This is a genomic window from Streptomyces sp. NBC_00988 (assembly GCF_045162645.1).
Classification (GTDB): domain Bacteria; phylum Actinomycetota; class Actinomycetes; order Streptomycetales; family Streptomycetaceae; genus Streptomyces.
The window spans coordinates 5,804,082-5,829,702 of the sequence record NZ_CP108730.1 but is presented as its reverse complement, the minus strand read 5'-3'; the positions used below and the strand labels follow the sequence as shown (position 1 = coordinate 5,829,702).

General features: G+C 69.7%; 24 protein-coding genes and 1 riboswitch. Of the genes, 12 read left to right on the top strand and 12 right to left on the bottom strand.

Annotated elements, in window-relative coordinates:
- Nucleotides 1–31: 31 nt before the first annotated feature.
- Nucleotides 32–532 carry a hypothetical protein gene (locus OG496_RS26495; protein WP_405972648.1) on the bottom strand — a complete coding sequence of 167 codons (501 nt, stop codon included), beginning with the start codon at nt 530–532 and terminating at the stop codon, nt 32–34.
- A 52-nt stretch (nt 533–584) separates the two neighbouring features.
- Entirely contained in the window at nt 585–983 is a 399-nt protein-coding gene (locus OG496_RS26490; RefSeq protein WP_405976711.1) for a hypothetical protein, read from the bottom strand.
- A gap of 167 nt (nt 984–1,150) precedes the next feature.
- Here OG496_RS26490 and OG496_RS26485 point away from each other — a divergent pair, with 167 nt between their 5' ends.
- Complete coding sequence (locus OG496_RS26485) at nt 1,151–2,596, top strand: M1 family metallopeptidase (protein WP_405972647.1); 1,446 nt, start codon at nt 1,151–1,153, stop codon at nt 2,594–2,596.
- Nucleotides 2,597–2,640: 44 nt separating this feature from the next.
- On the opposite strand, the gene OG496_RS26480 is transcribed toward OG496_RS26485, so the two are convergent.
- The 3 genes from OG496_RS26480 to OG496_RS26470 form a co-directional block, all read right to left on the bottom strand.
- Entirely contained in the window at nt 2,641–3,591 is a 951-nt protein-coding gene (locus tag OG496_RS26480; protein ID WP_405972646.1) for a GNAT family N-acetyltransferase, read from the bottom strand.
- A 73-nt stretch (nt 3,592–3,664) separates the two neighbouring features.
- Entirely contained in the window at nt 3,665–4,918 is a 1,254-nt protein-coding gene (locus OG496_RS26475; RefSeq protein WP_405972645.1) for a DUF1266 domain-containing protein, read from the bottom strand.
- Nucleotides 4,919–5,190: 272 nt separating this feature from the next.
- Nucleotides 5,191–5,766 (bottom strand): TerD family protein, encoded by a 576-nt coding sequence (locus tag OG496_RS26470; RefSeq protein ID WP_366496745.1) that lies wholly within the window; start codon nt 5,764–5,766, stop codon nt 5,191–5,193.
- A 175-nt stretch (nt 5,767–5,941) separates the two neighbouring features.
- Between OG496_RS26470 and arfB the strand changes: the two genes are divergently transcribed.
- Nucleotides 5,942–6,370 (top strand): alternative ribosome rescue aminoacyl-tRNA hydrolase ArfB, encoded by a 429-nt coding sequence (gene arfB, locus OG496_RS26465; protein WP_328682247.1) that lies wholly within the window; start codon nt 5,942–5,944, stop codon nt 6,368–6,370.
- Nucleotides 6,371–6,450: 80 nt separating this feature from the next.
- Nucleotides 6,451–7,368 carry a sigma-70 family RNA polymerase sigma factor gene (locus OG496_RS26460; RefSeq protein ID WP_405972644.1) on the top strand — a complete coding sequence of 306 codons (918 nt, stop codon included), beginning with the start codon at nt 6,451–6,453 and terminating at the stop codon, nt 7,366–7,368.
- A gap of 870 nt (nt 7,369–8,238) precedes the next feature.
- Here OG496_RS26460 and OG496_RS26455 read toward each other — a convergent pair.
- Complete coding sequence (locus OG496_RS26455) at nt 8,239–8,811, bottom strand: flavin reductase family protein (RefSeq protein WP_366496747.1); 573 nt, start codon at nt 8,809–8,811, stop codon at nt 8,239–8,241.
- A gap of 305 nt (nt 8,812–9,116) precedes the next feature.
- Here OG496_RS26455 and cdgB point away from each other — a divergent pair, with 305 nt between their 5' ends.
- Entirely contained in the window at nt 9,117–10,775 is a 1,659-nt protein-coding gene (gene cdgB, locus OG496_RS26450; RefSeq protein WP_366496748.1) for a diguanylate cyclase CdgB, read from the top strand.
- A gap of 141 nt (nt 10,776–10,916) precedes the next feature.
- A complete protein-coding gene (locus OG496_RS26445; protein WP_405972643.1) occupies nt 10,917–11,882 on the top strand; it encodes a carbohydrate-binding protein in 966 nt (321 codons plus the stop codon).
- A gap of 93 nt (nt 11,883–11,975) precedes the next feature.
- On the opposite strand, the gene OG496_RS26440 is transcribed toward OG496_RS26445, so the two are convergent.
- The 4 genes from OG496_RS26440 to OG496_RS26425 form a co-directional block, all read right to left on the bottom strand.
- Nucleotides 11,976–12,329 (bottom strand): peptidase inhibitor family I36 protein, encoded by a 354-nt coding sequence (locus OG496_RS26440; RefSeq protein ID WP_405972642.1) that lies wholly within the window; start codon nt 12,327–12,329, stop codon nt 11,976–11,978.
- Between the two features lie 109 nt (nt 12,330–12,438).
- A complete protein-coding gene (locus OG496_RS26435) occupies nt 12,439–13,371 on the bottom strand; it encodes a 1-phosphofructokinase family hexose kinase (protein ID WP_405972641.1) in 933 nt (310 codons plus the stop codon).
- Nucleotides 13,372–13,487: 116 nt separating this feature from the next.
- Nucleotides 13,488–14,723 (bottom strand): N-acetylglucosamine-6-phosphate deacetylase, encoded by a 1,236-nt coding sequence (gene nagA / locus OG496_RS26430; RefSeq protein ID WP_399396039.1) that lies wholly within the window; start codon nt 14,721–14,723, stop codon nt 13,488–13,490.
- Nucleotides 14,723–15,700, bottom strand: a complete 978-nt coding sequence (locus OG496_RS26425) for an ROK family protein (protein WP_405972640.1) — start codon at nt 15,698–15,700, stop codon at nt 14,723–14,725. Before OG496_RS26425 ends, nagA begins: the two co-directional genes overlap by 1 nt.
- 131 nt (nt 15,701–15,831) lie before the next feature.
- On the opposite strand from OG496_RS26425, the gene OG496_RS26420 reads away from it, so the two are divergent.
- From OG496_RS26420 to otsB, 3 genes are read left to right on the top strand one after another with little or no spacing between them, the layout of a single operon-like run.
- Entirely contained in the window at nt 15,832–17,076 is a 1,245-nt protein-coding gene (locus tag OG496_RS26420; RefSeq protein ID WP_405972639.1) for an extracellular solute-binding protein, read from the top strand.
- 53 nt (nt 17,077–17,129) lie between these two features.
- Entirely contained in the window at nt 17,130–17,381 is a 252-nt protein-coding gene (locus OG496_RS26415; RefSeq protein ID WP_366496753.1) for a DUF3263 domain-containing protein, read from the top strand.
- A 43-nt stretch (nt 17,382–17,424) separates the two neighbouring features.
- Entirely contained in the window at nt 17,425–18,288 is an 864-nt protein-coding gene (otsB, locus tag OG496_RS26410) for a trehalose-phosphatase (protein WP_366496755.1), read from the top strand.
- A gap of 117 nt (nt 18,289–18,405) precedes the next feature.
- Here the strand turns inward: otsB and OG496_RS26405 are convergent, their stop codons facing one another.
- Nucleotides 18,406–19,821, bottom strand: coding sequence for a trehalose-6-phosphate synthase (locus OG496_RS26405; RefSeq protein WP_405972638.1), 1,416 nt, complete (start codon nt 19,819–19,821; stop codon nt 18,406–18,408).
- 105 nt (nt 19,822–19,926) lie between these two features.
- Nucleotides 19,927–20,871, bottom strand: a complete 945-nt coding sequence (locus OG496_RS26400) for a glucosyl-3-phosphoglycerate synthase (RefSeq protein ID WP_033281231.1) — start codon at nt 20,869–20,871, stop codon at nt 19,927–19,929.
- Nucleotides 20,872–21,061: 190 nt separating this feature from the next.
- Nucleotides 21,062–21,208: riboswitch (SAM riboswitch) on the top strand.
- A 15-nt stretch (nt 21,209–21,223) separates the two neighbouring features.
- Between OG496_RS26400 and thrC the strand changes: the two genes are divergently transcribed.
- The 4 genes from thrC to groL all read left to right on the top strand — a co-directional run bounded on the left by thrC (nt 21,224) and on the right by groL (nt 25,461).
- Nucleotides 21,224–22,519 carry a threonine synthase gene (gene thrC, locus OG496_RS26395; protein WP_366496757.1) on the top strand — a complete coding sequence of 432 codons (1,296 nt, stop codon included), beginning with the start codon at nt 21,224–21,226 and terminating at the stop codon, nt 22,517–22,519.
- Between the two features lie 58 nt (nt 22,520–22,577).
- Nucleotides 22,578–22,853, top strand: a complete 276-nt coding sequence (locus tag OG496_RS26390) for a MoaD/ThiS family protein (protein ID WP_328682262.1) — start codon at nt 22,578–22,580, stop codon at nt 22,851–22,853.
- 431 nt (nt 22,854–23,284) lie between these two features.
- A complete protein-coding gene (locus tag OG496_RS26385) occupies nt 23,285–23,491 on the top strand; it encodes a cold-shock protein (RefSeq protein WP_007493268.1) in 207 nt (68 codons plus the stop codon).
- Nucleotides 23,492–23,832: 341 nt separating this feature from the next.
- A complete protein-coding gene (groL, locus tag OG496_RS26380; RefSeq protein ID WP_366496759.1) occupies nt 23,833–25,461 on the top strand; it encodes a chaperonin GroEL in 1,629 nt (542 codons plus the stop codon).
- Nucleotides 25,462–25,621 lie beyond the last annotated feature (160 nt).

The following is a 25,621-nucleotide window of genomic DNA, read 5'->3' as shown; positions in this document are numbered from 1 at the left end:
CGGCGCCACGAGTTCAGGGCAGCTAGGAAGCTCAGGGCACCCGGGGAAACCTCGCCTGCAACGTCCAGATCGCCGGGTTCTCGCCCAGGTCCTCGTGCAGATCAACCAGGTCGGCGATCAGATCGTGCAGGAAGTCCCGCACCTCACGCCGGAGTTCGGCGTGCGAGAAGGTCAACGCCTCCTCGTCCCGCCGCATCCAGTCCGCCTCGACATCCACCCACCCGAACCGCCGCTCGAACAGCATCCGGTCGGTCGACTCGGTGAAGTCCAGTTCCGCCCGCTGCGGCCGGGACGCCCGCGACCCCGCCGGGTCCTGGTCGATCCGCTCCACGATGTCGCACAGCGCCCACGCGAAGTCGAGCACCGGTACCCACCCCCACGCCGTGGACACTTCCCGGTCCGCCTTGGTGTCGGCGAGATAGACGTCACCGCAGAACAGGTCGTGCCGCAGCGCGTGGACGTCCGCGCGCCGGTAGTCGGTCTGCGGGGGGTCGGGGAAGCGGTTGGAGAGGGCGTAGCCGATGTCGAGCACGTAGGAGATGGTGTCACGGTCAGCGAGGTCCAGGGTCAGCCGGAGTCCCCCCTCAGGAGGCCCCCTCCCGGTGCCCCTCGTCACGCCCCTCACCAGGCTCCGCGGGACGCTCACCGCCCCCTTCCCGTACGGCGGCGGCAGCCTCCAGCAGGGCCCAGCCGTCGACCTCCACCGCCCGCGTTTCTCCCGGCCCCGGCAGCCACCCGCGGGCCGACGCGGCGTCGAGGAGGGCGCGGACGGCGCCGGGTTCGTGGAGGTTGAGGGAGGCGCCGCGGACGTGGCCCACGTCCCCGGAACCGAAGGGGGCCCCGCCCGGGACGAACCGCCCCGGCCCCGCGACGAAGACGATCCGCAGCGCCCCGCTGGTGCCGGCCGGCTGGGGATTCAGGGTGAGGGTGTGGACACAGCCCACGGAGCCGCTGTGACTGTGACTGTGGCGCAGGTTCCACATGTACGTGCGTCCGTCGGCGACGAGTCGGCGGGGCTTCTTGGATGAGCGGGGCACGGAGCCGAGCGTATGAGGGGCGAGGGGCGGAGGGCGAGGGATATCCGAGGTCCGGCTTCGGACTCCGGGCGGACGCCCGGGGCGATGAGTCCCGAACTCGTAGGATCGCGCACGTGTCCCGATCCGTACGGCTTGTTCCCACACGGCTTGTTCCCGCGGTCACCGCGTGCGCGCTGGCCCTCGTCCTGACGGCGTGCGGTGGAACAGGAGGCGTACAGGGCACCCCCGGCAGCGCGGGCGCAGCCGACCCGTACTTCCCCGAGGCGGGCAACGGCGGCTACGACGTGACCCACTACGCGCTGACCCTGGCGTACACCCCGGACACCTCAACTCCCTTGACCGGTACGGCGACGATCACGGCCCGGGCCACCCAGAACCTCTCCGCCTACGACCTGGACCTCAAGGGCATGAAGGTCAAGTCAGTGACGGTGCAGGGCAAGAGCGCGTGCTGGACCCGCACTGGCCAGGAGCTGACGGTCCGCCCACCCGCCACCCTCCCCAAGGGCAGGACGTTCAGGACGACCGTCCACTACTCCGGCACCCCCGGGACGATCACCGACCCCGACGGCTCGGAGGAGGGCTGGCTGCCCACGGCGGACGGCGCGCTCGCGCTCGGCGAACCGACCGGCTCGATGGCGTGGTTCCCCGCGAACGACCACCCCTCCGACAAGGCGTCGTACGACATCACGGTCACCGTCCCGAAGAGCCTCCAGGCGGTCTCCAACGGCGAGTTGAGAAGCGAGACGACGACGGGGACGGGCGCCGCCCGCACGACGACGTACGCCTGGCACACCGCACAGCCCATGGCGACCTACCTCGCCACGCTCGCGATCGGTCACTACGACATCACCCGCACCACCACGAAGAACGGCCTCCCCGTCTACGTCGCGGTGGACCCGCAGGAGGCGGCAGCGAGCCGCAAGGTGCTGGCGAAGCTCCCCGAGATCATGGAGTGGGAGGAGTACAACTTCGGCCCGTACCCCTTCTCCTCCACCGGCGCGATCGTCGACCGCCGCGGCGACGCGGGCTACGCCCTGGAGACCCAGACCCGCCCGTTCTTCCCCGGCGCTCCCGACACCGCCACCCTCGTCCACGAACTCGCCCACCAGTGGTACGGCGACTCCGTCACCCCGAAGACCTGGCGCGACATGTGGCTCAACGAGGGCTTCGCGACGTACGCGGAATGGCTCTGGAGCGAGGACCACGACGGCGACACCGCCCAGCAGACCTTCGACGCGCTCTACGACGGCACCTACTACGACGACCCGTCCGACAGCGAGGCGATCTGGGCCTTCCCGCCGGCCCGCCCCACCTCCGCCGCCCACATCTCCGACAGCCCCGTCTACGAACGCGGCGCGATGGTCCTCCACAAGATCCGCCGGACGGTCGGCGACGCGCGTTTCTACGACATCATCCAGGGCTGGGCAGCCACCCACCGCTACGGCAACGCGAACACGGCGGACTTCACGGCGTACGTGGAGAAGATGGCACCGGGTAAGGACTTCAGCGGAATCTGGAAGAACTGGCTGTACGGGGACGGGAAACCGGCCCGCCCCTGACCTGCCCCATCCGTCCACTCATCCCCTTCGTCGTTCCCGACCCGTCAGCCCCGCTGCTCCAACTCGTCGAGCAGCCCCGCGAGTTCGGGCAGCCAACCGAACTCGGTCGCCCCACGCAACTCCTCCCGCGTCCACCACTGCCAGGCGAGGATGCCGTCCTCGGCGTGGGCGGTGGCGAGGTCGGGGCCGCTGGGTTCGCGGTGGGGGCCGTGGGCGACGTAGATGTGCTCGTGCTGCCGGATGTGGATGCCGACGCGGGTGAAGTCGCGTTCCCGGGTGCAGAGGAGGGGGCCGATGGTCAGGTCGGTCCAGCCGGTCTCCTCCCGCAACTCTCGCAGGGCACCCTCGTGCGGGGTCTCGTCTCCTTCGATGCCACCGCCGGGCAGGGCCCAGAGGGTGCCGTTCGCGGAGTCGTCGTGCAGGAAGAGGAGGACAGAGCCGGAGGGGTCGAGTACGGCGACGCGCGCGGCACGGCGGAGTTTGCGGAGCTGCTTGCGCAACACCGCGCAGGAGCGGCCGAGTTGGCGGTCCTGGCGGTGGTCGATGACGCCGTAGCCGAGGGCGGTCCAGAAGGCGAGGCCGTCGGGATTGTTGTCGAGGACGGCCAGGCGTACGGCGGTTCGGCCGGCCTCGCGGAAGCGGTCCTCGACGAGGGACGCCAACTGCCGTCCGTGTCCCTGTTGTTGCTGCGTGGCGTCGATCATCAGCAGCCCGATCCAGGGGTCCTCGTCGTCCGGGTCGGGATGCGTTCCGAGGGTGATCGCGATCCCGACGAGCCGCCCGGCGCTACGGGCGAGCAGCACCTCCACGTCCGGGTCGGCCAGTTCGTCGGCCAGTGCGGTCGCCACCTGCTCGGGCCGGATGTCCTCCGGGTCCGGGAAGTCACCGCTCAGGGCGTGGAACGCGTGGTTCGAGGCGTAGAGGGCGGTCAGCTCGGTGAGCAACTCGCCGGGGAGCGCGCCGGCCTCGGTCGGCGTGAGCGGTTCGAGGAACATGGGGGCACGCTAGCGGCCGGGGGCTCCGCCGGGCTCCGTTCACCCCGCTCCGCTGACGAAAAGGAATGTCCAGCTACCGAAAAGGAATGTTCAGCCAAGGACTCCCCGCCTCCGACGTCAGAATCCGGTGGGCCGAGACCATGTCCTGGTACCAGTCGCCGAACTCCTCCTCGTCGAAGTGGAGGCAGCGGCCGAGGATGTAGCCGGCGGAGAAGTCGGGCCAGGAGCGGTAGGCGAGGGCGGCGGCGCGGCCGGTGCGGATGACGGCGGACTCTGTCTCCGGGAGGGTGGCGAAGCGGGCACCCAGGCCCCAGCGGGCCATTTTCGAGGCTCGGCCGAGGTCCCAGGCCTCCACCGAGGTGACGTGGCGGTTCTCGGCGAGGATGCCGTCGGCCCGCATACGGGCCTCGTAACGGGTGATACGGCCGATCAGGCGCTGTACGCCCTCGATGCGGGCCTCGGTCTCCGACGCGGGGCGGGGGTCGGTCTTTGTGACGCCGTCCTCCGTGATCACCGTGGAGCCTTCGGAGTTGGCGCGGATCACCGTGGCCACCGCCTGGCGCCAGTAGCCGGTGTCCACGTGGCCGCCGAAGTCGCGGGCGATCGTGCGGCGCAGGCTCAGCGCGAACTCCCATACGGAGCTGGACGCTTCGCAGGCGAGCAGGTTGCGCAGGTGGTGCTGCCACTCGGCGCGGGTGGTGATGCCCCACCACTCGCGAAGCCGCCGGCGCTCACCGTCGTAGCCGCTGCCGTGCCAGGCCAACGCGTTCCACAGGGAGCCGTTGCTCACGCAGAGGAGGGCTCCGCAGGCCAGGCCGTGGGCCACGGGGCCGTGGAGCACGCCGCCGACGTGGAGCGCGCGCAGGCGCATGGAGGTGTCGGGGGTGCCGGTTCGCTCCGCCGCGCGTGACCAGTCCGTCGCGCCCGGGGGGCCGTAGGGGAGGGCCAGTTCGCACGGGGAGCCGGGGTTGATGAGGAGGGTGGGCGGGCACTGCGGGTTCCAGGCGTCCGCCACCCCGCGCAGTGAGGCGCGGGAGTACACCAGGTCGGGGCGGGGCGCGGGCAGCATGCCGTCCGTGAGGAGTTCCCAGCGTTCCGCGCCGGTGCGGGGGTCGCGGGCGAACGTGCGGTGCGTACGGTCCGGTTGGGCGTCGTAGGCCTCGCGCGACATCACGTAGTAGAGGCGGACCCGGGCCAGTACGTCGTAGTACGCGGGCCAGTCGCCGCGCGCCCTCGCCTCGGCCAGCGCGCGTTCCGTCTCGGTCGGCGGGGTCCAGGCGGGAGGTGGGGGAGGCCCGAAACCGGCGGGGGACGGTCCGAACGACATAGGGCTCGCTGTCCTTCCAGGGGCCAACGACTGTTGATCCCGGCACATTGCCATACGCGGCTGAGACACCCCTGTGCGGCCCCCGCGCCGTGTTCTCTCAACTCCCGGCCCGCGGGCCGCGTTCCCTCAACTCCCGTCCCCCGGTGCCGCGTTCCCCGACTCCCGGTCCGCCGCGCCGCGTCCCGCACACGCCGAAGCCCCCGGCCGCAACCGCAGCCAGGGGCCTCACACACGGCACTGAAGAACACACGGCACTACAGGCGCGGTGAACGTCAGACGTTGACGCCGAAGTCCTGCGCGATGCCGACCAGGCCCGAGGCGTAGCCCTGGCCGACCGCGCGGAACTTCCACTCCGCGCCGTTGCGGTACAGCTCACCGAAGACCATCGCCGTCTCCGTCGCCGCGTCCTCGGAGAGGTCGTAGCGGGCGATCTCGGCGCCGCCGGCCTGGTTCACGATGCGGATGTACGCGTTGCGGACCTGGCCGAAGTTCTGCGAGCGGGTCTCCGCGTCGTAGATCGAGACCGGGAAGACGATCTTCTCGACGTCGGCCGGGAGGCCGGCCAGGTTGACGTTGATCGCCTCGTCGTCGCCCGCGCCCTCGCCCGTGCGGTTGTCGCCGGTGTGGACGATCGTCTGGTCCGGGGTCGACTTGTTGTTGAAGAAGATGAAGTGACCGTCCGAGTAGACCTTGCCCTCGGGGTTGACCGCGATCGCCGAGGCGTCGAGGTCGAAGTCCGTGCCGGTGGTGCTGCGGACGTCCCAGCCGAGGCCTACGGTGACGGCGGTCAGGCCCGGGGCCTCCTTGGTGAGCGAGACGTTGCCACCCTTGGACAGGCTTACAGCCATTGTTGGGAGTCCTTCCCTCGTTGCGGTGCGGGCTTCGTACTGAGGACGAAGCTACCGGTACCTGTATGAACGCCAAGAGGGGTACCGAAGGTTCCAGGTGACTTTACTTTCTTTACCCGGAACCTCCGGAGTAAATGGCGTGACGTGGACGGGACAGACACGCGACCATGGGGACATGTCCGGTCCCTATCCCGTCCGCGGCTCCGTCTCCCTGCCCGAGGCCGAGCTCATGTGGCGTTTCTCGCGGTCGTCAGGGCCGGGTGGGCAGCACGTCAACACCAGCGACTCCCAGGTGGAGCTGCGGTTCGACCTGGCCAGGACCGAGGCGCTGCCCCCGGTGTGGAAGCAGCGCGCGCTGGAACGGCTCGCGTCGCGGCTCGTCGACGGCGTCGTCACCGTACGGTCCTCCGAGCACCGGTCCCAGTGGCGCAACCGCGAGACCGCCGCCGTACGCCTCGCGGCGCTGCTCGCGGAGGCCACCGCGCCGCCGCCGAAGCCGCGCCGGGCGACCCGTATTCCGCGCGGTATCAATGAGCGCCGGTTGCGGGAGAAGAAGCAGCGGTCCGACACGAAGCGGGGGCGGAACGGGCGGGACTGGGGGTAGTTCCGGCGCCCGGTTGTCACATCCTCGGCCCGTGCTTCGTCGTACCGGTGACGGCGGATCGCGGCGAGGAGTGTTTACCCATGGGCTACTTCGAATTCCCCGAAAAGAACGAGCCCGAAAAGAACGAGCCCGAGGGGAACGGGAACGGCGCGGAGAACGACGGTGAATTCCTCGCCGCCCGATTCGAGTCCCACCGCCCCCGCCTCCGTGCCGTCGCCTACCGCATGCTGGGTTCCTCCGCCGAGGCCGACGACGCCGTGCAGGAGGCCTGGTTCCGGCTGAGCCGTACGGACAGCGGGCGGGTGGAGAACCTGGGCGGCTGGCTCACCACGGTCGTCGGCCGGGTCTGCCTCGACATGCTCCGCTCCCGCAGGTCCCGCGCGGAGGAACCCCTCGAAGCCGCTACGCCCGCCCCGGCACCCGGCCCCGATCCCGAACAGGACGCCCTCCTGGCCGACTCGGTCGGCGTCGCCCTGCTGGTCGTCCTGGAGACCCTCACCCCCGCCGAACGCCTCGCCTTCGTGCTGCACGACTTGTTCGCCGTCCCCTTCGGGGAGATCGCGTCCATCGTCGGCCGTACGCCCACGGCGGCACGGCAGTTGGCGAGCCGGGCCCGGCGCCGGGTCCAGGGCGCTCCCGCGCCGGACACGGATCTCGTACGGCAACGGGCGGTCGCCGACGCGTTCCTCGCCGCCGTGCGCGAGGGCGACTTCGACGCGCTGGTGAAGGTGCTCGACCCGGACGTCGTCGCCCGCTCCGAGGGCGCGGTGACCGCGGGTGCGGCGGCCGTGGCGTCCGGCGCGACCAGTTTCGCCCACTTCGCTGCCTTCGCACGGCACGCCCTGGTGAGCGGCGCCACCGCCATCGCCCTGATCGTCGACGGCCGCCCCGAACGCACCCTGACCTTCACCTTCGTCCGCGACCGCATCGCCGCGATCGACATCGTCACGGCCCCGGAAAAGGTGGCCCTGCAGGACGTGGTCCTCGTGGGCGACTGACGCAGGTCAACCGTGCCGGGCGGCTGCCCCGGAGACGGTCCGGTGGCCCGCCCTTGTGCTCCACTCCCGGGGGTGGAGCTGCGTGACGCCGACTGCCTTCGTCCGCCCCGGAGTTGTCCGGGAGGTGGCTGGCGTACGCCAACTGCTGGTGACTGTCTCGGAGTTGGTTCGCCGGGTCGCCCGTGGTGTTCCTAGCCGGGGGTGGCCTGCATGATGCCGACTGCCGGCACCCGTTCCGGAGCCGGTCTCCTGCGGCCTGCCTGTGGTGTTCCTCGCCCGGGGGCTGTCGCCGTGGCACCGACTGCCGCCATCTGCCGCACAGTTGGCCTGTCGGCCGCTCTTCGTGCTCCTTGCCGGGTGGTGGCCGGGGCGCGCCAACTGCCGGTAACGGCTCCGGAGACGGGCCGGCAGCCTGCCCTTGTGCTCCACTCCCGGGGGTGACCTGCGTGACGTCGACTGCTGTCATCTGCCCCGGAGTTGCCCGGGAGGCGACCGGCGCACGCCAACTGCTGGTGGCTGTCTCGGAGTTGGTTCGCCGGGCCGCCTGCGGTGTTCCTCGCCCGGGGTGACTTGCGTGACGCCGACCGCCGGTAACTGTTCCGGAGCCGGTCTCCTGCGGCCTTCCCGTGGTGTTCCTCACCCAGGTGGTGTCGGCATGGCACTGACTGCCGCCGTCTGCCCCGCAGTTGGCCTGCCGCCCCGCCCTTCGTGCTCCCTGCCTGGTCGTGGCCCGCGCACGCCGACTGCCGCCAACCGCCCCCGAGATGGGCCGGCAGTCCTCTCGCCGGACTCCTTCTCCCGGGATGAGCAATCTCACCCCAACTGCCGTCACCGGCCGGCCCCGAAAGCCGTTCCCCGGGCTCCCGCCAGCTACCCCAACTGCCGGTACCGCCCCCGGAAGTACGACAGCGGGCCCCCCTCCGCGCTCCCCACCTCCGCCGTCAGTACCCGGCCGATGACCAGCGTGTGGTCCCCGGCCGGAACCCGCTGTTCTGTCCGGCACTCCAGCGTGGCCAGGGCGCCGCGGACCAAGGGTGCGCCGGACGCCTCTCCGTGGACGTACGGGATGTCGTCGAACAGCAACCGGTCGCTGATGCGGCCCTTCATCGCGAAGCGGCCCGCGATGTGGCGCTGGCTCTCGGAGAGGACGGAGACGGCCCACAGGGGCTGTTCGTCGAGGAGGTCGTCCATGCGGGAGCCGTTGCGGAGGCTGACCAGGACCAGGGGCGGGTCCAGGGAGACCGACATGAAGGCGGTGGCCGTCATGCCCACGTCCTCGCCGACCGGGGCCTGGGGGTCGTCCGGGTCGTAGGGCTCCTCGTGCGCGGTCACCAGGACCACGCCCGCGGCCAGTCGCGCGAGGGCGGCGCGGAACTCGTCGTTGCTCACCCCCACAGCATGCCCGGAGGGAAGGGTCTCGGTGATCGACGCGGTGTTCAGCACGCCAGAAACGCTAGCCTCGTAACTCCGCGCACCACATCGGACCTGCGACCCACTCGGGTCCTAGGACCAATGGCCCGCACGGCGGAACATCGTCGTGCATCATGTCCACACACCCGCACAGTTTGCGTTCAGTTAACGCACAGGGAAAATGCAGAAACTCCACTCAATTGTTCATCTTCCGCTGTGACTTGAGTCACAAGGGGTAGTAATTGTTGACCCTGTGTACCGAGTGGGCAGCGCGCTGTGATTCAGTGGCGGGGAAGATGACCCTTGATTCACTGCGAGGTCTCGGGGGGAGGGCGAGTATGGAGACCGAGTCGGAACCCTACGTCCGTCTTGCGACCCTGCGACAACTGCACACGGTCATGGCGGACATGAACACCGCCCGCAGCCTGGCGGACACCCTGCAGACCGTCGCCGACGGCGTCGTCAACGGTCTCGGGTACGAGCTGGCATGCGTCAACCTCGTCCGCCCCGACGGCGACCTCGTGGTCGCCGCCTTCGCGGGCAACTCCGCCGCCGAGTCGCTCATCACCGGCCGCGTCGGCTCACGCAGCTCCTGGGAGCGCCGCCTCGGCATGGGCGAGTCCTGGGGCGACCTGCGGTTCATCCCGCACACCGAGGGCTGGGTCCTCGACGAGGACGACGTACCGCAGTGGTACACCGACGGCCCCGCACCCCGCTTCGAGGACGAGTGGCACCCGTCCGACCGGCTCTTCGCGCCCATGTACACCCCCGGCGTCTCCGGCGGCTCGTGCGGCGAGCTGATCGGCGTCCTGTCCGTGGACCGCCCGCGCAACGGCCGGCGGCCGGGCGCGTGGGGGCGCGAGGCGCTCCAGATGTACGCGTTCCAGGCGGCCATAGCGATCAGCAACGCCCGGCTGCGCGCCAACATGCAGCGCGCCCTGGTCCGCCTTGAGCGCGAGCAACAGGCCCTGCGCGCAAGCGAGGAGAGCTTCCGGCAGGCCTTCGAGTACGCCCCCTCCGGCATGGCGATAGCCGAGATGGGCGGCGACCAGCACGGCCGAATACTGCGGAGCAACGACGCCCTGTGCCGCCTCCTTGGCCGCCCGGCCTCCGCGATGCGCCGCTACTCCTTCTCGGACCTCGTCCACCCCGAGGACATAGGCACCCTGCTGAGAACGTCGGCGGAGGGCGGACGCGCGGAGCTCCGTCTGGGCCGCCGGGACGGCACGTACGTCTGGGTCTCGCTCCGCAACTCCGTCGTCGCCGACGCCGCCGACGGACCGCGCTTCCTCCTCTCGCACGTCGAGGACATAGAGGACCGCAAGCGCCGCGAGCTGCAGCTCGCCCACCGCGCCGCGCACGACGCGCTGACCGGCCTGCCGAACTCGGCGGAGCTGCGCACCCGCCTCTCCGCCCGCCTCTGCCAGCGCCCGCAGTCCGCGTTCCCCGGCGAGATCGAGTCCATCGACGCCGCGTACGGACATCCGGCCTACGACGCGAACGGCCACGGCTTCGACTTCCGCCCCGGCGCCGACCTCCTCGACGCCTACGACCACCACGTCCACACCATCGCCCCCGAGGGCGAGCGGGACGACGGCACCAAGGGGCTCGCGGTGCTCTTCTGCGACCTCGACGGCTTCAAGTCGATCAACGACCGGTTCGGGCACAACGCGGGCGACGCGGTGCTCATCGAGGTCGCGCGGCGGCTCGGCCGGGCGGTGCGCGACGGCGACACGGTGGCCCGGCTCGGCGGCGACGAGTTCGTCGTCCTGGCCGACGGACTCGGCAAGGCCGACGCCGCCGACCTCGCCGTACGTCTGCGGAACGAGATCATCCAGCCCATCCGGGTCGACGGCCGGGGCATGCGGGTCGGGGCCAGTTTCGGTATCGGGTGGGCCCACTGCGGCATGACCGCGGACGAGGTGTTGAAGTCCGCTGACGAACGGATGTACATCGAGAAACGATCTCGTCCCAAACAGCACAGACGCGCGGGATGATCTCCAGGTCAGCGGTTTGATGCGGTCCGAGTCACCCGTTTGGACGACGCGGAGCGGGTAGGCTCGCAGTTCTCCAGACGTATCGACGACGTGTCTGAAGCTGACGTATCTGAACCCGCACCTGTTGAGGAGTACCTAGGGATGACGCCCGGCAACAACGGCGCGAGCACGCCCGAGGACGACGACCCGTTCGGCTACCTGTACGAGGACGGTCAGGCCGCCGGCGCCCAGCCGCCGTCCGGCGGTGGCTACGGCTACCCGGGTTCGGTCAACCGAGTGCGCCCGGTGGGCGAGCGCCAGTACGGCGGCCAGCAGGCCGCCGCGGCCCCCACCGCCCAGTACCAGCAGCCCTACGGCCAGACGGTCCCGCAGCAGCAGCCCTACGGCGCCCAGCCGAACGCCCACTACCAGGCCCCGGAGACCTTCCCCGGCGGCCCCCCGTCCGGCCAGCAGCCCCCGTCGTACAACAACGGCGGCGGCAACGGCCGAGGCCGCGGCCCCAACACCAAGGGCCTGCTGATCGGCGCGATCGCGGTCGTCGCCGCGGTGGTCATCGGCATCAGCGTGGCGATGATGAACGGCAACGACGACAACAAGAACGGCAACCAGGCGGGCTCCACGCCTTCGGCGTCCCAGAGCGCCTCGTCCAGCCCGTCCAGCAGCAGCTCGGCCTCGACCACGGGTGAACTGCCGAAGACCGACGCGAAAGCCCTGCGCCTGGAAGGTGGCACCTCTCTGACCTCGGAGATAAAAGGTGCGAAGGCTGACGGTGGCATTTACGTGACCGGCTTCAACCAGGTTGGTGCCAAGGTCACTTGGACGGTCAACGGCATTCAGAAGTCAGGGAACTTCCGGTTGTACGCGCGGTACAGCGTCCCCGGTGCCGATGCCAATGCGACGCTGTCGGTGAACGGTAAAGCGAACACCCAGCCCATAGGCCTGAAGAACTTCATCGGCTCCCCGAAGGGGGACTATGAAAAGGGCTGGCAGAGCACCTGGGCTCCGGTCAGCCTGACCAAGGGCACCAACGTCATCGAGATCGCGTGCAATCAGGGCAATCAGTGCGACGCACTCTTCGACCAACTGTGGCTGACCGACGGATCGTGAGGCGCTTGACGCCGCTGCTGAGAGCCATAAGCGCGATGCTCCGCCCGTCACGGGCGGAGCATCGTCAGTGCGGATCCGGCGCGGCCGCAGGTATCACGGCCCGTAGACGGCGATCCCCGTGACGGTGCCAGGATTGTCCGAGTAGGTGCCCGGCTTCAGAGTGATCAGCCGGGTGCCGACGTCGCAGCCGGTGCCGGGGGTGATGTGCCAGAACTCGATTTTGTAGGACGTCTGGTTCGAGACGGACTTGGCGGTGTCGAAGGGATAGCAACCGGGCGTCACCGTCATGACGTGCCTGGTTCCGGTCCTGTTCTTCCCCGTCCATCCACAGACCTTCCCCTTCGGGCAGGTGTTGGGATCGGCCGCCGAAGCCGGTGTGGCGAAGATGCCGCCCACCAACACGCCGGCCACAGCGGCCGTCGTCAGGCTCTTCTTGAGCATGCTCATATGAGGTTCCCCCTTGTGTCTTTCGCTGCTGGTCAGCACAGCGAACGGGTGATCATCTGATCATCCGACAGGGCGGAAGGGAAAGGGTTTTTCTCGGCCAACCTCGATGTCACGCCGCGCTGACCTCCCCCGTCACCGCCACCCGCCCCAGCAGTTCCTCGTACGCCGCCCGGTCGAACTCGCCCGCCACCGGCGCCAGTACGGTCGCCGCCGACAGTGCTGCGGCCCGTGCCAGTCGGTCCGGCCACGGTAGGTGTTCCACCAGGCCCGACAGCAGGCCCGCGACCGCTGAGTCGCCGGCGCCGGTCGGGTTGCCGTGGATGCGGGACGGGGGCGTCGCGTGCCAGGTGCCTTCCGGGGTTGCTGCCAGGAGGCCCTTCGCGCCGAGTGAGGCGACCACCGTGCGGGCGCCCCGGCGACGTGCGTCCTGGGTGGCGCGCAACGGGTCGTGGGAGCCGGTGAGTTCGGCCAGTTCGTCGGTGTTGGGCTTGACGATGTCGGGGCGGGCGGCGACTCCTCGGCGGAGGGGTTCGCCGCTGGTGTCGAGGAGGACGGGGACGCCCGCTGTTCGTGCGGTGCGGATCAGGCCGGCGTATGCGCCTACCGGTAGTCCGGGCGGGAGGCTTCCGCACAGGGCCACCGCCGAGATCCCGCCGGTCAGCAGGGACCCGTACGCCTCCTGGAAGGCCGTCCACTCCGCCGACGTGACCGTCGGGCCGGGCTCGTTGAGTTGAGTCGTGTCACCTGTCAACTCGTCCACTACCGCTATCGTGCGGCGGGTCGCGCCGGAGACCGGGACGAGCGCGTCCAACACGCCTGGGATGCCGGTGAGTTGGTCCTGGACCACCCGTCCCGTGGCGCCGCCCGTGAAGCCGGTGACCGTCACCTCGTGGCCCAGGGCGGCCAGGACCCGGGCCACGTTCAGGCCTTTGCCGCCGGGGCGTTCCGTCACCCCGGACACGCGGTGCGAAGCGTGCGGTCGCAACTCCCGTACCCGGTAAGTGATATCGAGAGCGGTGTTCAGCGTGACCGTGAGGATCACCGGCCGACCTCCCCCGAAGTGTGTGCATTCGCCGTCCAGTTCCGGCCCGATCATGCCAAAGAGGCGGCGGTCCTCCCAGTGTCCCGGGACGACCGCCGCCTCAACAGCAGTACATTTCAGCCCAGTTGGGGATCGACCACCCAAGTACCGTGCCGCATCACGCCCTTGAGGTCGAACGCGGAGTCCAGCAGCACCAGGTCCGCGTACTTGCCGGGCTCCAGCGAGCCGATCTCGTCGTAACTCCCCAGCAGTCGCGCCGGGTTGGCCGAGATCGCCGCGACCACGTCCTCGACCGGCAGCCGGTCGACCGTCACCGCGCGCTTGAAGGCCCGGTCCAGGGTGAGGGTCGAGCCCGCGATCGAACCGCCCTCCACCAATCGCGCCACGCCCTCGCTCACCTCGACCTCCAGCGGGCCGAGCATGTAACGGCCGTCACCGAAGCCCGCCGCGTCCATCGCGTCCGTGATGAACGCCACCCGCTCCGCACCGGCGTGGTGGAACGCCAACTCCAGTGCCGCCGGGTGCAGATGCGTACCGTCGTTGATCAACTCGACCGTGATCCGCTCGTCTTCGAGCAGCGCCGCGATCGGACCGGGGTCGCGGTGACCGAGCGGCGGCATCGCGTTGAACAGGTGCGTGGCGACGGTCGCGCCCGCGTCGATCGCCTCCACCGTCTGCTCGTACGTCGCGTCGGTGTGCCCGATCGCCGCGATGACGCCGTGTTCGGCGAGCAGGCGTACGGAGTCGAGGCCGCCGGGGAGTTCGGTCGCGAGGGTGACCATCTTCGCCTGGCCGCGGGCCGCGTCGACCAGCTTGCGGACGGCCGCCGGGTCGGGGTCGCGGAGCAACTCCTCGGAGTGGGCGCCCTTGCGGCACGGGGAGATGAACGGGCCCTCGAAGTGGATACCGGCGAGGTCGCCCTGCTCGGCCAGCTCGGAGAGGAGGCCGGCGCGCTGGGCGAGGAAGTCCATGTCGCCGGTGACCGTCGAGGCGACGACGGTCGTGGTGCCGTGGAGGCGGTGGGTGTGGATGCCCTTGAGGACGTCGTCGATGGTGCCGGAGGTGAAGGAGGCTCCGCCGCCGCCGTGGTTGTGGATGTCCACGAATCCTGGTACCAGCCAGTGGCCGGTGACATCGATGACCTGGGCGTTCTCGGGGGCGGCGCCGGTGATGCGGGTGCCGTCGACGATCACCCGGCCGTCTTTCACGGTTCCGGTGGGGAGGACCACTGTGGCGCCGGACAGGATGAGGGGCCTTGTACCGGTTGCGGGCTGCGGGTGCGTCGTGGCTGGTCGCGCCCCGCGGCGGAGCCGCATATCGACGCTGTCCCGCGCCCCTGGTTCGGCTGCCATCAGGTGGTTACCTCCGTACGGTCGGTGAGATTGAGGAGATCCCAGGCCAGCAGGCCTGCACCTAGACATCCGGCGGTGTCCCCGAGGGCCGCGGGGACGATCGACGGCAGCTTCTGGAAGGTGATCCGGCCCCGGACCGCCTCCCGCAATGGTGTGAACAACGTTTCCCCCGCTTCCGCCAGGCCGCCACCGATGATGATCGTGCGGGGGTCCAGGAGGGTGAGGGCGGTGACGAGGCCGTCGGCGAGGGCGTCGACGGCCTCCTGCCAGACCTTTTCGGCGCGGGGGTCCCCGGAGGCGACCGCCTTCGCGCAGTCCGCCGCGTCCGCCCCGGGGTCGCCGGAGACGGCCGCCCACGCCTCGGTCACCGCCGCCGCGGACGCGTACCGCTCCAGGCAGCCGGTCTGGCCGCAGGGACACGGCGTACCGCCCGGGCGTACGACGATGTGGCCGATCTCGCCCGCGAAGCCGTGCGCGCCCGCCTCCACCCGGCCGTCGATGCCGATCGCGCCCGCTATACCGGTGCCGAGCGGGACGAACAGGAAGCGGTCGGCTCCCTTGCCCGCGCCGATGCGGCCCTCGGCGAGGCCGCCGGTGCGGACGTCGTGGCCGAGGGCGACCGGGACACCCCCGAGGCGGGCGGCCAGCAGGTCGCGCAGGGGTACGTCACGCCAGCCGAGGTTGGCCGAGTACGCGGCGATGCCGCGCTCGGCGTCGACGATGCCGGGGACGGCGACGCCGGCCGCCGCCGCGGGCTCGCCGTAGTGCTCCTCGCCGTACGCGCGCAGCTCGGCGGCGAAGCCGAGGATGTGCTCGACGACCGCGTCCGGGCCACGCTCGCGGCCGGTCGCCCGGCGGGCCCGGTGCAGCAGCACGGGGGGTCCGGGGGGTGTCCCCCCAGAAGGAGGTGTGTCGGCCCCCACTAGGGCGGCCTTCATCCCGGTGCCGCCCACGTCGAGGGCGATGACATGTCTCACGGGGGACAGTGTGGCCCGTACACCCGCGAGAGGTCTAGTCCACTCACGTGGTGTAGACCTTATGGGTTCGCGGAGCGAACGTCACGACAGCAAAGGTTGGGGATTCAGCGGTGCAGCGGCGTAGGACAGGAATGATCGCGGTGGTGTCCGCACTGGGCATGACGGCGGTCCTCGGTGGCTGTGGCCTCGGCGGGGACTCGGGTGACGTCACCCTGAGACTCGTCGCCGCGGACTACGGCGACTCCGCGTCCAACAGTTCGCGGAAATACTGGGACGGGCTCGTCAAGGCGTACGAGGCGAAGCACACGAACGTCAAGGTCGAGGTCAGCGTCTACTCCTGGAACGACGTGGACCGCAAGGTCAAGGAGATGGTCGCGGCCGGCAAGGCGCCCGACATGGCGCAGATCGGCGCGTACGCGGACTACGCCGACGCGGGCAGGCTGTACTCCACGGCCGACCTGCTCTCCATCCCCGTAGAGGCCGATTTCCTGGAGCCGCTGCTGGACGCGGGGCAGGTGAACCACATCCAGTACGGCATGCCGTTCGCCGCGTCTACGCGCGTCCTCTTCTACAACAAGACCCTCTTCACCGAGGCCGGGCTCACCCCGCCGAAGGACTGGAGCGAACTGGCCGCCGACGCGGAGGCGTTGAAGGCGAAGGGCGTGAAGTACCCGTTCGCGCTGCCGCTCGGGTCCGAGGAGGCGCAGGCCGAGACGATGCAGTGGCTGCTCGGCGGGGGCGGCGGTTACACCGACGACATCGGCACGTACACCCTCGACTCCACGGCGAACATCTCCACCTTCACCTGGCTGCGCGACAACCTTGTCGCCAAGGGCCTGGCCGGGCCCGTCGCGCCCGCCAAGCTCAACCGCGCGGACGCGTTCGCCGCCTTCGCCAACGGTGACGTCGGCATGCTCAACGGGCACCCGACCCTCATGCAGCAGGCCGCCAAGAAGGGCGTCAAGTTCGGCACGGTCGCGATGCCGGGGCGCACCGGCAAGGCCAAGACCACGATGGGCGTCGCCGACTGGATGGCCGCGTTCAAGCAGAACGGCCACCGCGAGCAGATCGGCGACTTCCTCGACTTCGTCTACAGCGAGAAGAACGTCCTCGCCTTCTCCCGCGAGTACGACCTCCTGCCCGTGACCAACTCCGCGTCCGAGGCGATGGAGACGTCGAAGCAGGACCAGGATCTACGGCCCTTCCTCGACGAACTCCCGCTGTCCACGCTCTACCCGGTCGGCAACACGTCCTGGGCCACGGTCAGCGCCGACATCAAGAAGCGGATAGGGCAGGCGGTGGCCGCGAACGGCAGCCCGGGTGCGGTGCTGGGGCAGTTGCAGGCGTCGGCGTCGCTGGCGGAGAGCGGGAAGTAGGAGCCGAGCAGCGTCCGGGGGCGTTGTCAGTGGCGGGGGTTACGGTTCAGGGCATGGACGACGACCGGCCCTCGCGGCTTCCCTCGCTGAACCGGAGGGAACAGGACATCCTCGCGCTGGAGCGCCGCGGCTTCCCGGGCCCCGGCGTGAAGGAACGCGCGATCCGCGAGGAGCTGGGCCTGGCCCCCGTGCGCTACTACCAGCTGCTCAACGCCCTGCTGGACGACGAGCGGGCCCTGGCCCACGACCCGGTGACGGTGAACAGGCTGAGACGGGTCCGTGAGACGAGGCGGGCGGAGAGGTAGCAGCAGGTGTGGGTCCCGGCCCCGCCCGGATAGGGTCGTCGACATGGGCAGCCCTCAGGACTCCACCGATCCCCTGCACGCACTGCCGACCCCCGTCACCCGCGCCGGGCGCGAGGCGCTGGAGGCGATCCTCGCCGAACCGGCCTCCGCGGTGATCGGCCTCGACTTCGACGGCACGCTCGCCCCGATCGTGCCGGATCCCGAGCAGGCCCGGGCCCACCCGGGGGCGGTACCGGCGCTGGCCGCACTCGCCCCGAAGGTCGCATCGGTGGCCGTGATCACCGGCCGCCCGGCGGGCGTGGCGGTCCGCAACGGCGGCTTCGCGGGCGTCCCGGGCCTGGAGCACCTGGTCGTGCTGGGCCACTACGGCACGGAGCGCTGGGACGCGGTGAGCAGCACGGTCAGCGCCCCCGCCCCGCACCCCGGGGTCGCGGCGGTCCGCGCCGAACTCCCGGGCTTCCTGGACGGGATCGGCGCCTGGCAGGGCACCTGGATCGAGGAGAAGGGCCGCGCCCTCGCGGTCCACACCCGCCGGGCGGCCGACCCCCAGGCGGCCTTCGAAGCCCTCCGCGCCCCCCTCACCGACCTGGCCACCCGTCACGGCCTGATCGTCGAACCGGGCCGCATGGTCCTGGAGTTGAGGCCGCCCGGCATGGACAAGGGCGTGGCGCTCACCGAGTACCTCCGCGAGACCGGCGCCGAGTCGGTCCTCTACGCCGGCGACGACCTGGGCGACCTCCCAGCCTTCGCAGCCGTCGAGAAACTCCGCTCGGACGGCGTCCCGGGGCTGCTGGTGTGCAGCGGCAGCGACGAGGTCACGGAGCTGCGGGAACGGGCGGACCTGGTGGTGGACGGTGCGGCGGGGGTCGTAGGACTGCTGTCGGCGCTCGCGGCTCACCTGGGGTGACTCGCGGCTGGGGTAATTTCTAACCAGTCATGAAGACTACGGTGGTTAGAAAAGACCCCAGCTTCCAGAGACCCCCCACCGCCGCCCGCGCCCTGCCGCTCTCCGTCCCGGCCCCGCTCAACTCGCCTGATCCCGCAGCGCGTTCAGCTGCTCCAGGAACCACTGGGCCGGGGGCAGGGCCGTAGCCGCCGCCGTCAACCTTTTCGTACGCTCGGCCCGTTCCTCGGGTGGCATTGTCAGAGCCTCGTGCAGGGCCGCTGCCGTGCCGATCACGTCGTACGGGTTGACCGGGATCGCGTCCTCGCCCAACTCCTCGTACGCGCCCGCCTCCCGGGAGAGGACCAGCACGCAGCCCTCGTCGGAGACGACCGGGACCTCCTTGGCGACGAGGTTCATGCCGTCGCGGATCGGGTTGACGAGCGCCACGTCGGCGAGGCGGTACGCGGCCAGGGAGCGGGCGAAGTCGTCCTTGACGTGCAGCACGACCGGGGTCCAACCCGCCGTCCCGTACCGCGAGTTGATCTCGTCCGCGACCCGCTGCACCTCGGCCGTGTAGTCGCGGTAGACGGCGAGGTCCTGCCGGGACGGGTAGGCGAACGCCACGTGGACGACCTGTTCCAGCAACTCCGGGTGGTCGTCGAGGAGTTGGCGGTACGCCAGCAGCCCGCGCACGATGTTCTTGGACAGTTCGGTGCGGTCGACACGGACGATGGTCCTGCGGTTCGCGCCGATTTCCTCCCGGAGAGCCACGATCCGCTCCTCCACGTCCGGCTCGTGCGAGCGGGCGCGCAGGAAGTCGGCGTCGGCGCCCAGGCCGTGGACACCGATCCGGGTGTCGCCCAGGCCGCCGGTGAACTCCGTACAGCAGGCCGTGAACGCGTCCGCCCAGCGGTGGGTGAGGAAGCCGAGGCGGTCCGCGCCGAGCATGCCCGTCAGCAGTTGCTCACGGATGTCGTCCGGCAGCATCCGGAAGTAGTCCGCCGGCGCCCACGGCGTGTGCGAGAAGTGGCCGATCCGCAGGTCCGGCCTCAACTCCCGCAGCATTCCCGGCACCAGGCACAGGTGGTAGTCCTGCACGATCGCGACGGCACCCTCCGCCGCCTCATCCGCCAACGCCTCCGCGAACGCCCGGTTGTACGTCTCGTACGACGCCCACTGGCGGCGGAACTCCGCGTCGAAGACCGGCTCCAGCGGGGTCTGGTACAGCATGTGGTGGACGAACCACAGCACGGAGTTGGCGATGCCGTTGTACGCGTCGGCGTGTACGTCCGCCGGGATGTCCAGCATCCGCACGCCGTCCTCGCCGACCCCGCGCCGTACGGCCTCGCGGTCGCCGTCGGACAGCGCCGAGCACACCCACAGGGCGCCCGCGTCCGGGCCGATCGCCGACAGCCCGGACACCAGCCCGCCGCCACCGCGCCTGGCGCGCAGCGAACCGTCGTCGCCCACCTCGTACGAGACCGGGCCGCGATTGGACGCGACGAGCACCTGAGCGGCACCGGACGCGGGCGAGGGGGACGACGTAGAAGCCATACGGCACAACCTAGCCCGGGCCGGAAACGCTCAAACGTACGGACGGCCGTCGGCGGACCGTAGGAGTCCGTATACGACCGTCCGTGAGCGTCTGTAACTGTGCGGTTATGCGACCTTGCGTGACTGGTACTCGGTGATGTCGGCCATCGGCGGGCGTTCCTCCGTGTCCACGGAGTACGTGCGCGGCTCGAAGCCGTCCGGGCCCCGTTCGAACTGCGTGAGGGACGGCCGGATGAGGTGACCGCGGGCCAGTCGCAGCTGAGCCGTGCGGTAGATCTGCGCGGCCATCCGGCCCAGGGCCTGCCCGTCCTGGTGGCGGTGCTTGCGCACGCCGACGTCGACCTGGGCGAGGGCGTCCAGCCCCACCAGGTGCAGCGCGTCCACGAGCATGCCCAGCTCGACGCCGTAGCCGACCGGGAACGGCAGCTGCTCCAGCAGCGAGCGGCGGGCCGCGTACTCGCCGCCGAGCGGCTGCACGAAACCGGCCAGCTGCGGCCAGTGCATGTTCAGCAGCGGGCGGGCCATCAGCTCGGTGACGCGTCCGCCCTGGCCGGCCGCGCCGCCGAGCGGGCGGTCGTACATCGCCTTGACGAGGTCGACGCCGGGGTCGGTGAGCAGCGGGCCCACGATCCCGGTGACGAAGTCCGAGGAGAACTCCTTCAGGTCCGCGTCGATGAACGCGACGATGTCGCCGCTCGTCACCAGCAGCGAGCGCCACAGCACCTCGCCCTTGCCGGGCACGGCGGGGATGCGGGGCAGGATGTCGTCACGGTGCACGACCCGGGCGCCCGCCGCGGCGGCCACCTCGGAGGTGCGGTCGGTGGACCCGGAGTCGACGACGACGATCTCGTCGACGAGCGGGACCTGCTGCATGAGGTCGTGACGGATGATCGCGACGATCTCGCCGACCGTCGCTTCCTCGTTGAGCGCGGGCAGCACGACGGAGACCGACTGGCCCGTGCGGTGCTTCGCGGCCAGAATCTTGTGGAGCGGCCGGTCGGTCATGGACCAGGAGCGGGTGCTCAGCCAGTGCTCGACTTCCTTCAGCACGTTGCGCGGCTCCTCTGCGTTCTCTCGGCGAGAGGCGATCACCCTGTGTAGGTGATCCGTCTCGCGGTTCGGACGGCTCACTCAACTGTCCTGGCCTTCGGTTACAGTCTTGAACAACGCTGATGACCATCGCATGTCGGGGGTCGTCAACGCTCACGCAAGTGACACAACCGCATACACAACTGAACACCGCTCATCCAGAGGGGCAGAGGGATACGGCCCGTTGAAGCCCCGGCAACCCTCCAGCCGGTCTTGTCACGTTGTTGTGGCGAGGCTCCCGGCTCGGGAAGGTGCCAAATCCGTCTCATGGCGAAATGCGTCGTGAGGAAGATGAGGAAAGGGCCTCGCCTCCATGGCTGCGCAGACTGTTGCAAGCACCACGAACTCCGTAGACGCCGTTGATCTCGGCCCCGCCGCCGCGCTGTCCTGCCGCGAGTGCGGCCACCGCGTCCCGCTCGGTCCGGTCTTCGCCTGCGAGGAGTGTTTCGGCCCGCTGGAGATCGCCTACGACTTCTCGGCCTACGACACCGAAGAGCTCCGCAAGCAGATCGAAGCGGGCCCCGCGAACATCTGGCGGTACGCGCCCCTGCTGCCCGTCCCCGCCGACGTGGCCGACAAGCCGAACATCAACCCCGGCTGGACCAAGCTCGTCCAGGCCGACAACCTCGCCCGCGAACTGGGCGTCGACGCGGGCAAGCTGTTCGTCAAGGACGACTCCGGCAACCCGACGCACTCCTTCAAGGACCGCGTCGTGGCGCAGGCCATCGAGGCCGCCCGCGCGTTCAACTTCACCACCCTCTCCTGCTCCTCCACCGGCAACCTCGCGGGCGCCGTCGGTGCCGCCGCGGCCCGGGCCGGCTTCCGCTCCTGCGTGTTCATCCCGCACGACCTGGAGCAGGGCAAGGTCGTCATGGCCGCGATCTACGGCGGCGAGCTCGTCGGCATCGAGGGCAACTACGACGACGTGAACCGTTTCTGCTCCGAGCTGATCGGTGACCCGGCGGGCGAGGGCTGGGGCTTCGTCAACGTCAACCTCCGGCCGTACTACGCGGAGGGCTCCAAGACCCTCGCCTACGAGATCTGCGAGCAGCTGGGGTGGCGGCTTCCGGACCAGCTCGTGGTTCCCATCGCCTCCGGGTCGCAGCTCACGAAGATCGACAAGGGGCTCCAGGAGCTGATCAAGCTCGGGCTCGTCGAGGACAAGCCGTACAAGATCTTCGGGGCGCAGGCGGAAGGGTGTTCGCCGGTTTCCGTCGCCTACAAGGCCGGGCATGACGTCGTACGGCCGCAGAAGCCGAACACGATCGCGAAGTCGCTGGCGATCGGGAACCCGGCGGACGGGCCGTATGTCCTCGACATCGCTCGGCGTACGGGCGGGGCTGTCGAGGACGTCAACGATGAGCAGGTCGTCGACGCGATCAAGTTGCTTGCCCGGACCGAGGGGATCTTCGCGGAGACCGCGGGCGGGGTGACCGTCGGTGTGGCGAAGAAGCTGATCGAGAACGGGTTGCTGGACCCGACCCTGACGACGGTGGTCCTCAACACGGGTGACGGTCTCAAGACGCTGGACGCGGTGGCCGGTACGGGGCTCACCGCGACGATCCGGCCCAGCCTTGAGTCCTTCAGGGAAGCTGGACTCGCGTCCTAGCGTCGTTCCTCGGCGCCCCCAAAAGCCACAAGCCACACCTGACCGGGAGGTCATCAGCATGAGCGTTTCCGTCCGCATCCCCACCATCCTGCGCACCTACACCGGCGGTCAGGCCGAAGTGACCGCCGAAGGTGCCACCCTCGCCGAGGTCATCAGCGACCTGGAGAAGAACCACACCGGGATCTCCGCCCGCGTGCTCGACGATCAGGGCAAGCTGCGGCGGTTCGTCAACGTGTACGTGAACGACGACGACGTGCGGTTCGAGCAGGGGCTGGAGACGGCCACTCCGGACGGGGCCGGGGTGTCGATCATTCCGGCCGTCGCCGGCGGCTGATAATTACCCTCGGTAACGCCGATTACCAAGAGTTCATCGAATTGCCCCCTCCGTGAGAGAAGCGGAGGGGGCAATTCTGTAGGGTTGAGCGGGGTACAGTTGGGGAACCCGCTCCACTCCGCATGCCGGACGCATATGAGTACCCGCTCCGCGTGCGATGAGAAGTAGCCAAAGTGTGCAGTCTTTTTGCGCCTTATGTTCCCTTTATCGGGCCCGACTTGCCCTGACGTCGGACGAATTCTCCGTATATTCCCGACCGGTCCTGCCCGGAATTCTCGTCGGATTGACCTGTTGCAGACGGCAGTTGGACGGATACATTCGGCCGCGGTCGACGCGTTCCGGCGCACGCCCCCAATCCTGTGGGGGGTGAGGTCTGACCCGGATCCGCGAAGTGCGGGTCCGTGCAAGGGCCAGTAATAGGGGAGTTAGGCATGGCTCAGGGCACCGTCAAATGGTTCAACGCGGAGAAGGGGTACGGCTTCATCGCGGTCGACGGTGGTGCGGATGTTTTCGTCCACTACAGCGCGATTCAGATGGACGGCTACCGCACCCTGGAAGAGGGTCAGCGGGTCGATTTCGAGATCTCGCAGGGTCAGAAGGGGCCGCAGGCGGACATGGTCCGGCTCGCGACCGGCTGAAGCACGCGCCGACGAACAGCAGCGACGTTCTTCGTTCCTCACCGAAGGGCTCGTACTCCTGGGGGGTCACCTCCTGGGGTACGGGCCCTTCGGCATGCCCCGTGCGCACCTCGCGCGCCCCGCGAAGGATGGGGCCCAGAACCTGGGAGCCGCTTGCACTCGACCATGCCGAGTGCTAATCATTGGCGTTAGCACTCTGAAGGTGAGAGTGATAACGAAGGATCGGGTCGGTGAGGCCCGCAGGCCAGGTGGCGCAAGGAGCCACGGGGCAGGCGAGCCGTCCGTCGCGGGCGCCAGCGCGGTCCGGAGCAATCCACCCCAGTCCGGGAGGACCACTTCACATGGCCAAGATCATCGCGTTCGACGAGGAGGCGCGGCGAGGCCTTGAGCGCGGTATGAACCAGCTCGCCGACGCCGTCAAGGTCACCCTCGGCCCCAAGGGCCGCAACGTCGTCCTTGAGAAGAAGTGGGGCGCCCCCACGATCACCAACGATGGTGTCTCCATCGCCAAGGAGATCGAGCTGGAGGACCCGTACGAGAAGATCGGCGCCGAGCTGGTCAAGGAAGTCGCCAAGAAGACGGACGACGTCGCCGGCGACGGTACGACCACCGCGACCGTGCTCGCCCAGGCTCTCGTCAAGGAAGGCCTGCGCAACGTAGCCGCGGGCGCCAACCCGATGGCCCTCAAGCGCGGTATCGAGAAGGCCGTCGAGGCCGTCTCCGGTGCCCTGCTGGAGCAGGCCAAGGACGTGGAGACCAAGGAGCAGATCGCTTCTACGGCCTCCATCTCCGCCGCCGACAGCCAGATCGGCGAGCTCATCGCCGAGGCGATGGACAAGGTCGGCAAGGAAGGCGTCATCACCGTCGAGGAGTCCCAGACCTTCGGTCTGGAGCTGGAGCTCACCGAGGGTATGCGCTTCGACAAGGGCTACATCTCGGCGTACTTCGCCACCGACATGGAGCGTATGGAGGCGTCGCTCGACGACCCGTACATCCTGATCGCCAACTCGAAGATCGCCAACGTCAAGGACCTGCTCCCGCTCCTGGAGAAGGTCATGCAGTCGGGCAAGCCGCTGCTGATCATCGCCGAGGACGTCGAGGGCGAGGCCCTGTCCACGCTGGTCGTCAACAAGATCCGCGGCACCTTCAAGTCCGTCGCCGTCAAGGCTCCGGGCTTCGGTGACCGTCGCAAGGCCATGCTCGGCGACATCGCCATCCTCACGGGCGGCGAGGTCATCTCCGAGGAGGTCGGCCTCAAGCTGGAGAACGCGACCGTGGATCTCCTCGGCCGCGCCCGCAAGGTCGTCATCACCAAGGACGAGACGACGATCGTCGACGGCTCGGGCTCGGCGGACCAGGTTGCCGGTCGCGTCAACCAGATCCGCGCCGAGATCGAGAACAGCGACTCGGACTACGACCGCGAGAAGCTCCAGGAGCGCCTCGCCAAGCTCGCCGGCGGCGTCGCCGTCATCAAGGCGGGCGCGGCCACCGAGGTCGAGCTCAAGGAGCGCAAGCACCGCATCGAGGACGCCGTTCGCAACGCGAAGGCGGCCGTCGAGGAGGGCATCGTCGCCGGTGGCGGCGTCGCGCTCATCCAGGCGGGCCACGTCTTCGAGAAGCTTGAGCTCGAAGGTGACGAGGCCACGGGTGCCGCGATCGTGAAGCTGGCCCTGGAGGCCCCGCTGAAGCAGATCGCCGTCAACGGTGGCCTCGAAGGCGGAGTCGTCGTCGAGAAGGTCCGCAACCTGCCCATCGGTCACGGCCTCAACGCCGCCACCGGTGAGTACGTGGACATGATCGCCGAGGGCATCATCGACCCGGCGAAGGTCACGCGCTCTGCCCTGCAGAACGCCGCGTCCATCGCCGCGCTCTTCCTCACCACCGAGGCCGTCATCGCCGACAAGCCCGAGAAGGCCGGTGCCGGCGCGGGCGCCGGTGGCGGCATGCCGGGCGGTGACATGGACTTCTGATCGACCTCTGGTTGATCAACGGTCTTACCGAGGGCGGTACTTCCTGTTCCGACAGGGGGTGCCGCCCTCGGGCGTGTCCGGGGTCACGGTGTTCGGAGTCACAGGTGTCCGGGATCACAGGCCACGGTGTGGGACGGCCGGAATGAAGGTCTTGGCCGGA

Excerpts from the sequence above, each read along its gene's own strand:
- cdgB (WP_366496748.1), top strand. The coding sequence starts at position 9,117 with ATGGAGACCGAGTCGGAACCCTACGTCCGTCTTGCGACCCTGCGACAA.
- thrC (WP_366496757.1), top strand. The coding sequence starts at position 21,224 with ATGGCTGCGCAGACTGTTGCAAGCACCACGAACTCCGTAGACGCCGTT.
- OG496_RS26415 (WP_366496753.1), top strand. The coding sequence starts at position 17,130 with ATGGACGACGACCGGCCCTCGCGGCTTCCCTCGCTGAACCGGAGGGAA.
- arfB (WP_328682247.1), top strand. The coding sequence starts at position 5,942 with ATGTCCGGTCCCTATCCCGTCCGCGGCTCCGTCTCCCTGCCCGAGGCC.
- OG496_RS26385 (WP_007493268.1), top strand. The coding sequence starts at position 23,285 with ATGGCTCAGGGCACCGTCAAATGGTTCAACGCGGAGAAGGGGTACGGC.
- groL (WP_366496759.1), top strand. The coding sequence starts at position 23,833 with ATGGCCAAGATCATCGCGTTCGACGAGGAGGCGCGGCGAGGCCTTGAG.
- OG496_RS26475 (WP_405972645.1), bottom strand. The coding sequence starts at position 4,918 with ATGTCGTTCGGACCGTCCCCCGCCGGTTTCGGGCCTCCCCCACCTCCC.
- OG496_RS26405 (WP_405972638.1), bottom strand. The coding sequence starts at position 19,821 with ATGGCTTCTACGTCGTCCCCCTCGCCCGCGTCCGGTGCCGCTCAGGTG.
- OG496_RS26390 (WP_328682262.1), top strand. The coding sequence starts at position 22,578 with ATGAGCGTTTCCGTCCGCATCCCCACCATCCTGCGCACCTACACCGGC.
- OG496_RS26460 (WP_405972644.1), top strand. The coding sequence starts at position 6,451 with ATGGGCTACTTCGAATTCCCCGAAAAGAACGAGCCCGAAAAGAACGAG.
- OG496_RS26445 (WP_405972643.1), top strand. The coding sequence starts at position 10,917 with ATGACGCCCGGCAACAACGGCGCGAGCACGCCCGAGGACGACGACCCG.
- OG496_RS26420 (WP_405972639.1), top strand. The coding sequence starts at position 15,832 with ATGATCGCGGTGGTGTCCGCACTGGGCATGACGGCGGTCCTCGGTGGC.
- OG496_RS26470 (WP_366496745.1), bottom strand. The coding sequence starts at position 5,766 with ATGGCTGTAAGCCTGTCCAAGGGTGGCAACGTCTCGCTCACCAAGGAG.
- OG496_RS26440 (WP_405972642.1), bottom strand. The coding sequence starts at position 12,329 with ATGAGCATGCTCAAGAAGAGCCTGACGACGGCCGCTGTGGCCGGCGTG.
- OG496_RS26480 (WP_405972646.1), bottom strand. The coding sequence starts at position 3,591 with ATGTTCCTCGAACCGCTCACGCCGACCGAGGCCGGCGCGCTCCCCGGC.
- OG496_RS26490 (WP_405976711.1), bottom strand. The coding sequence starts at position 983 with ATGTGGAACCTGCGCCACAGTCACAGTCACAGCGGCTCCGTGGGCTGT.
- nagA (WP_399396039.1), bottom strand. The coding sequence starts at position 14,723 with ATGGCAGCCGAACCAGGGGCGCGGGACAGCGTCGATATGCGGCTCCGC.
- otsB (WP_366496755.1), top strand. The coding sequence starts at position 17,425 with ATGGGCAGCCCTCAGGACTCCACCGATCCCCTGCACGCACTGCCGACC.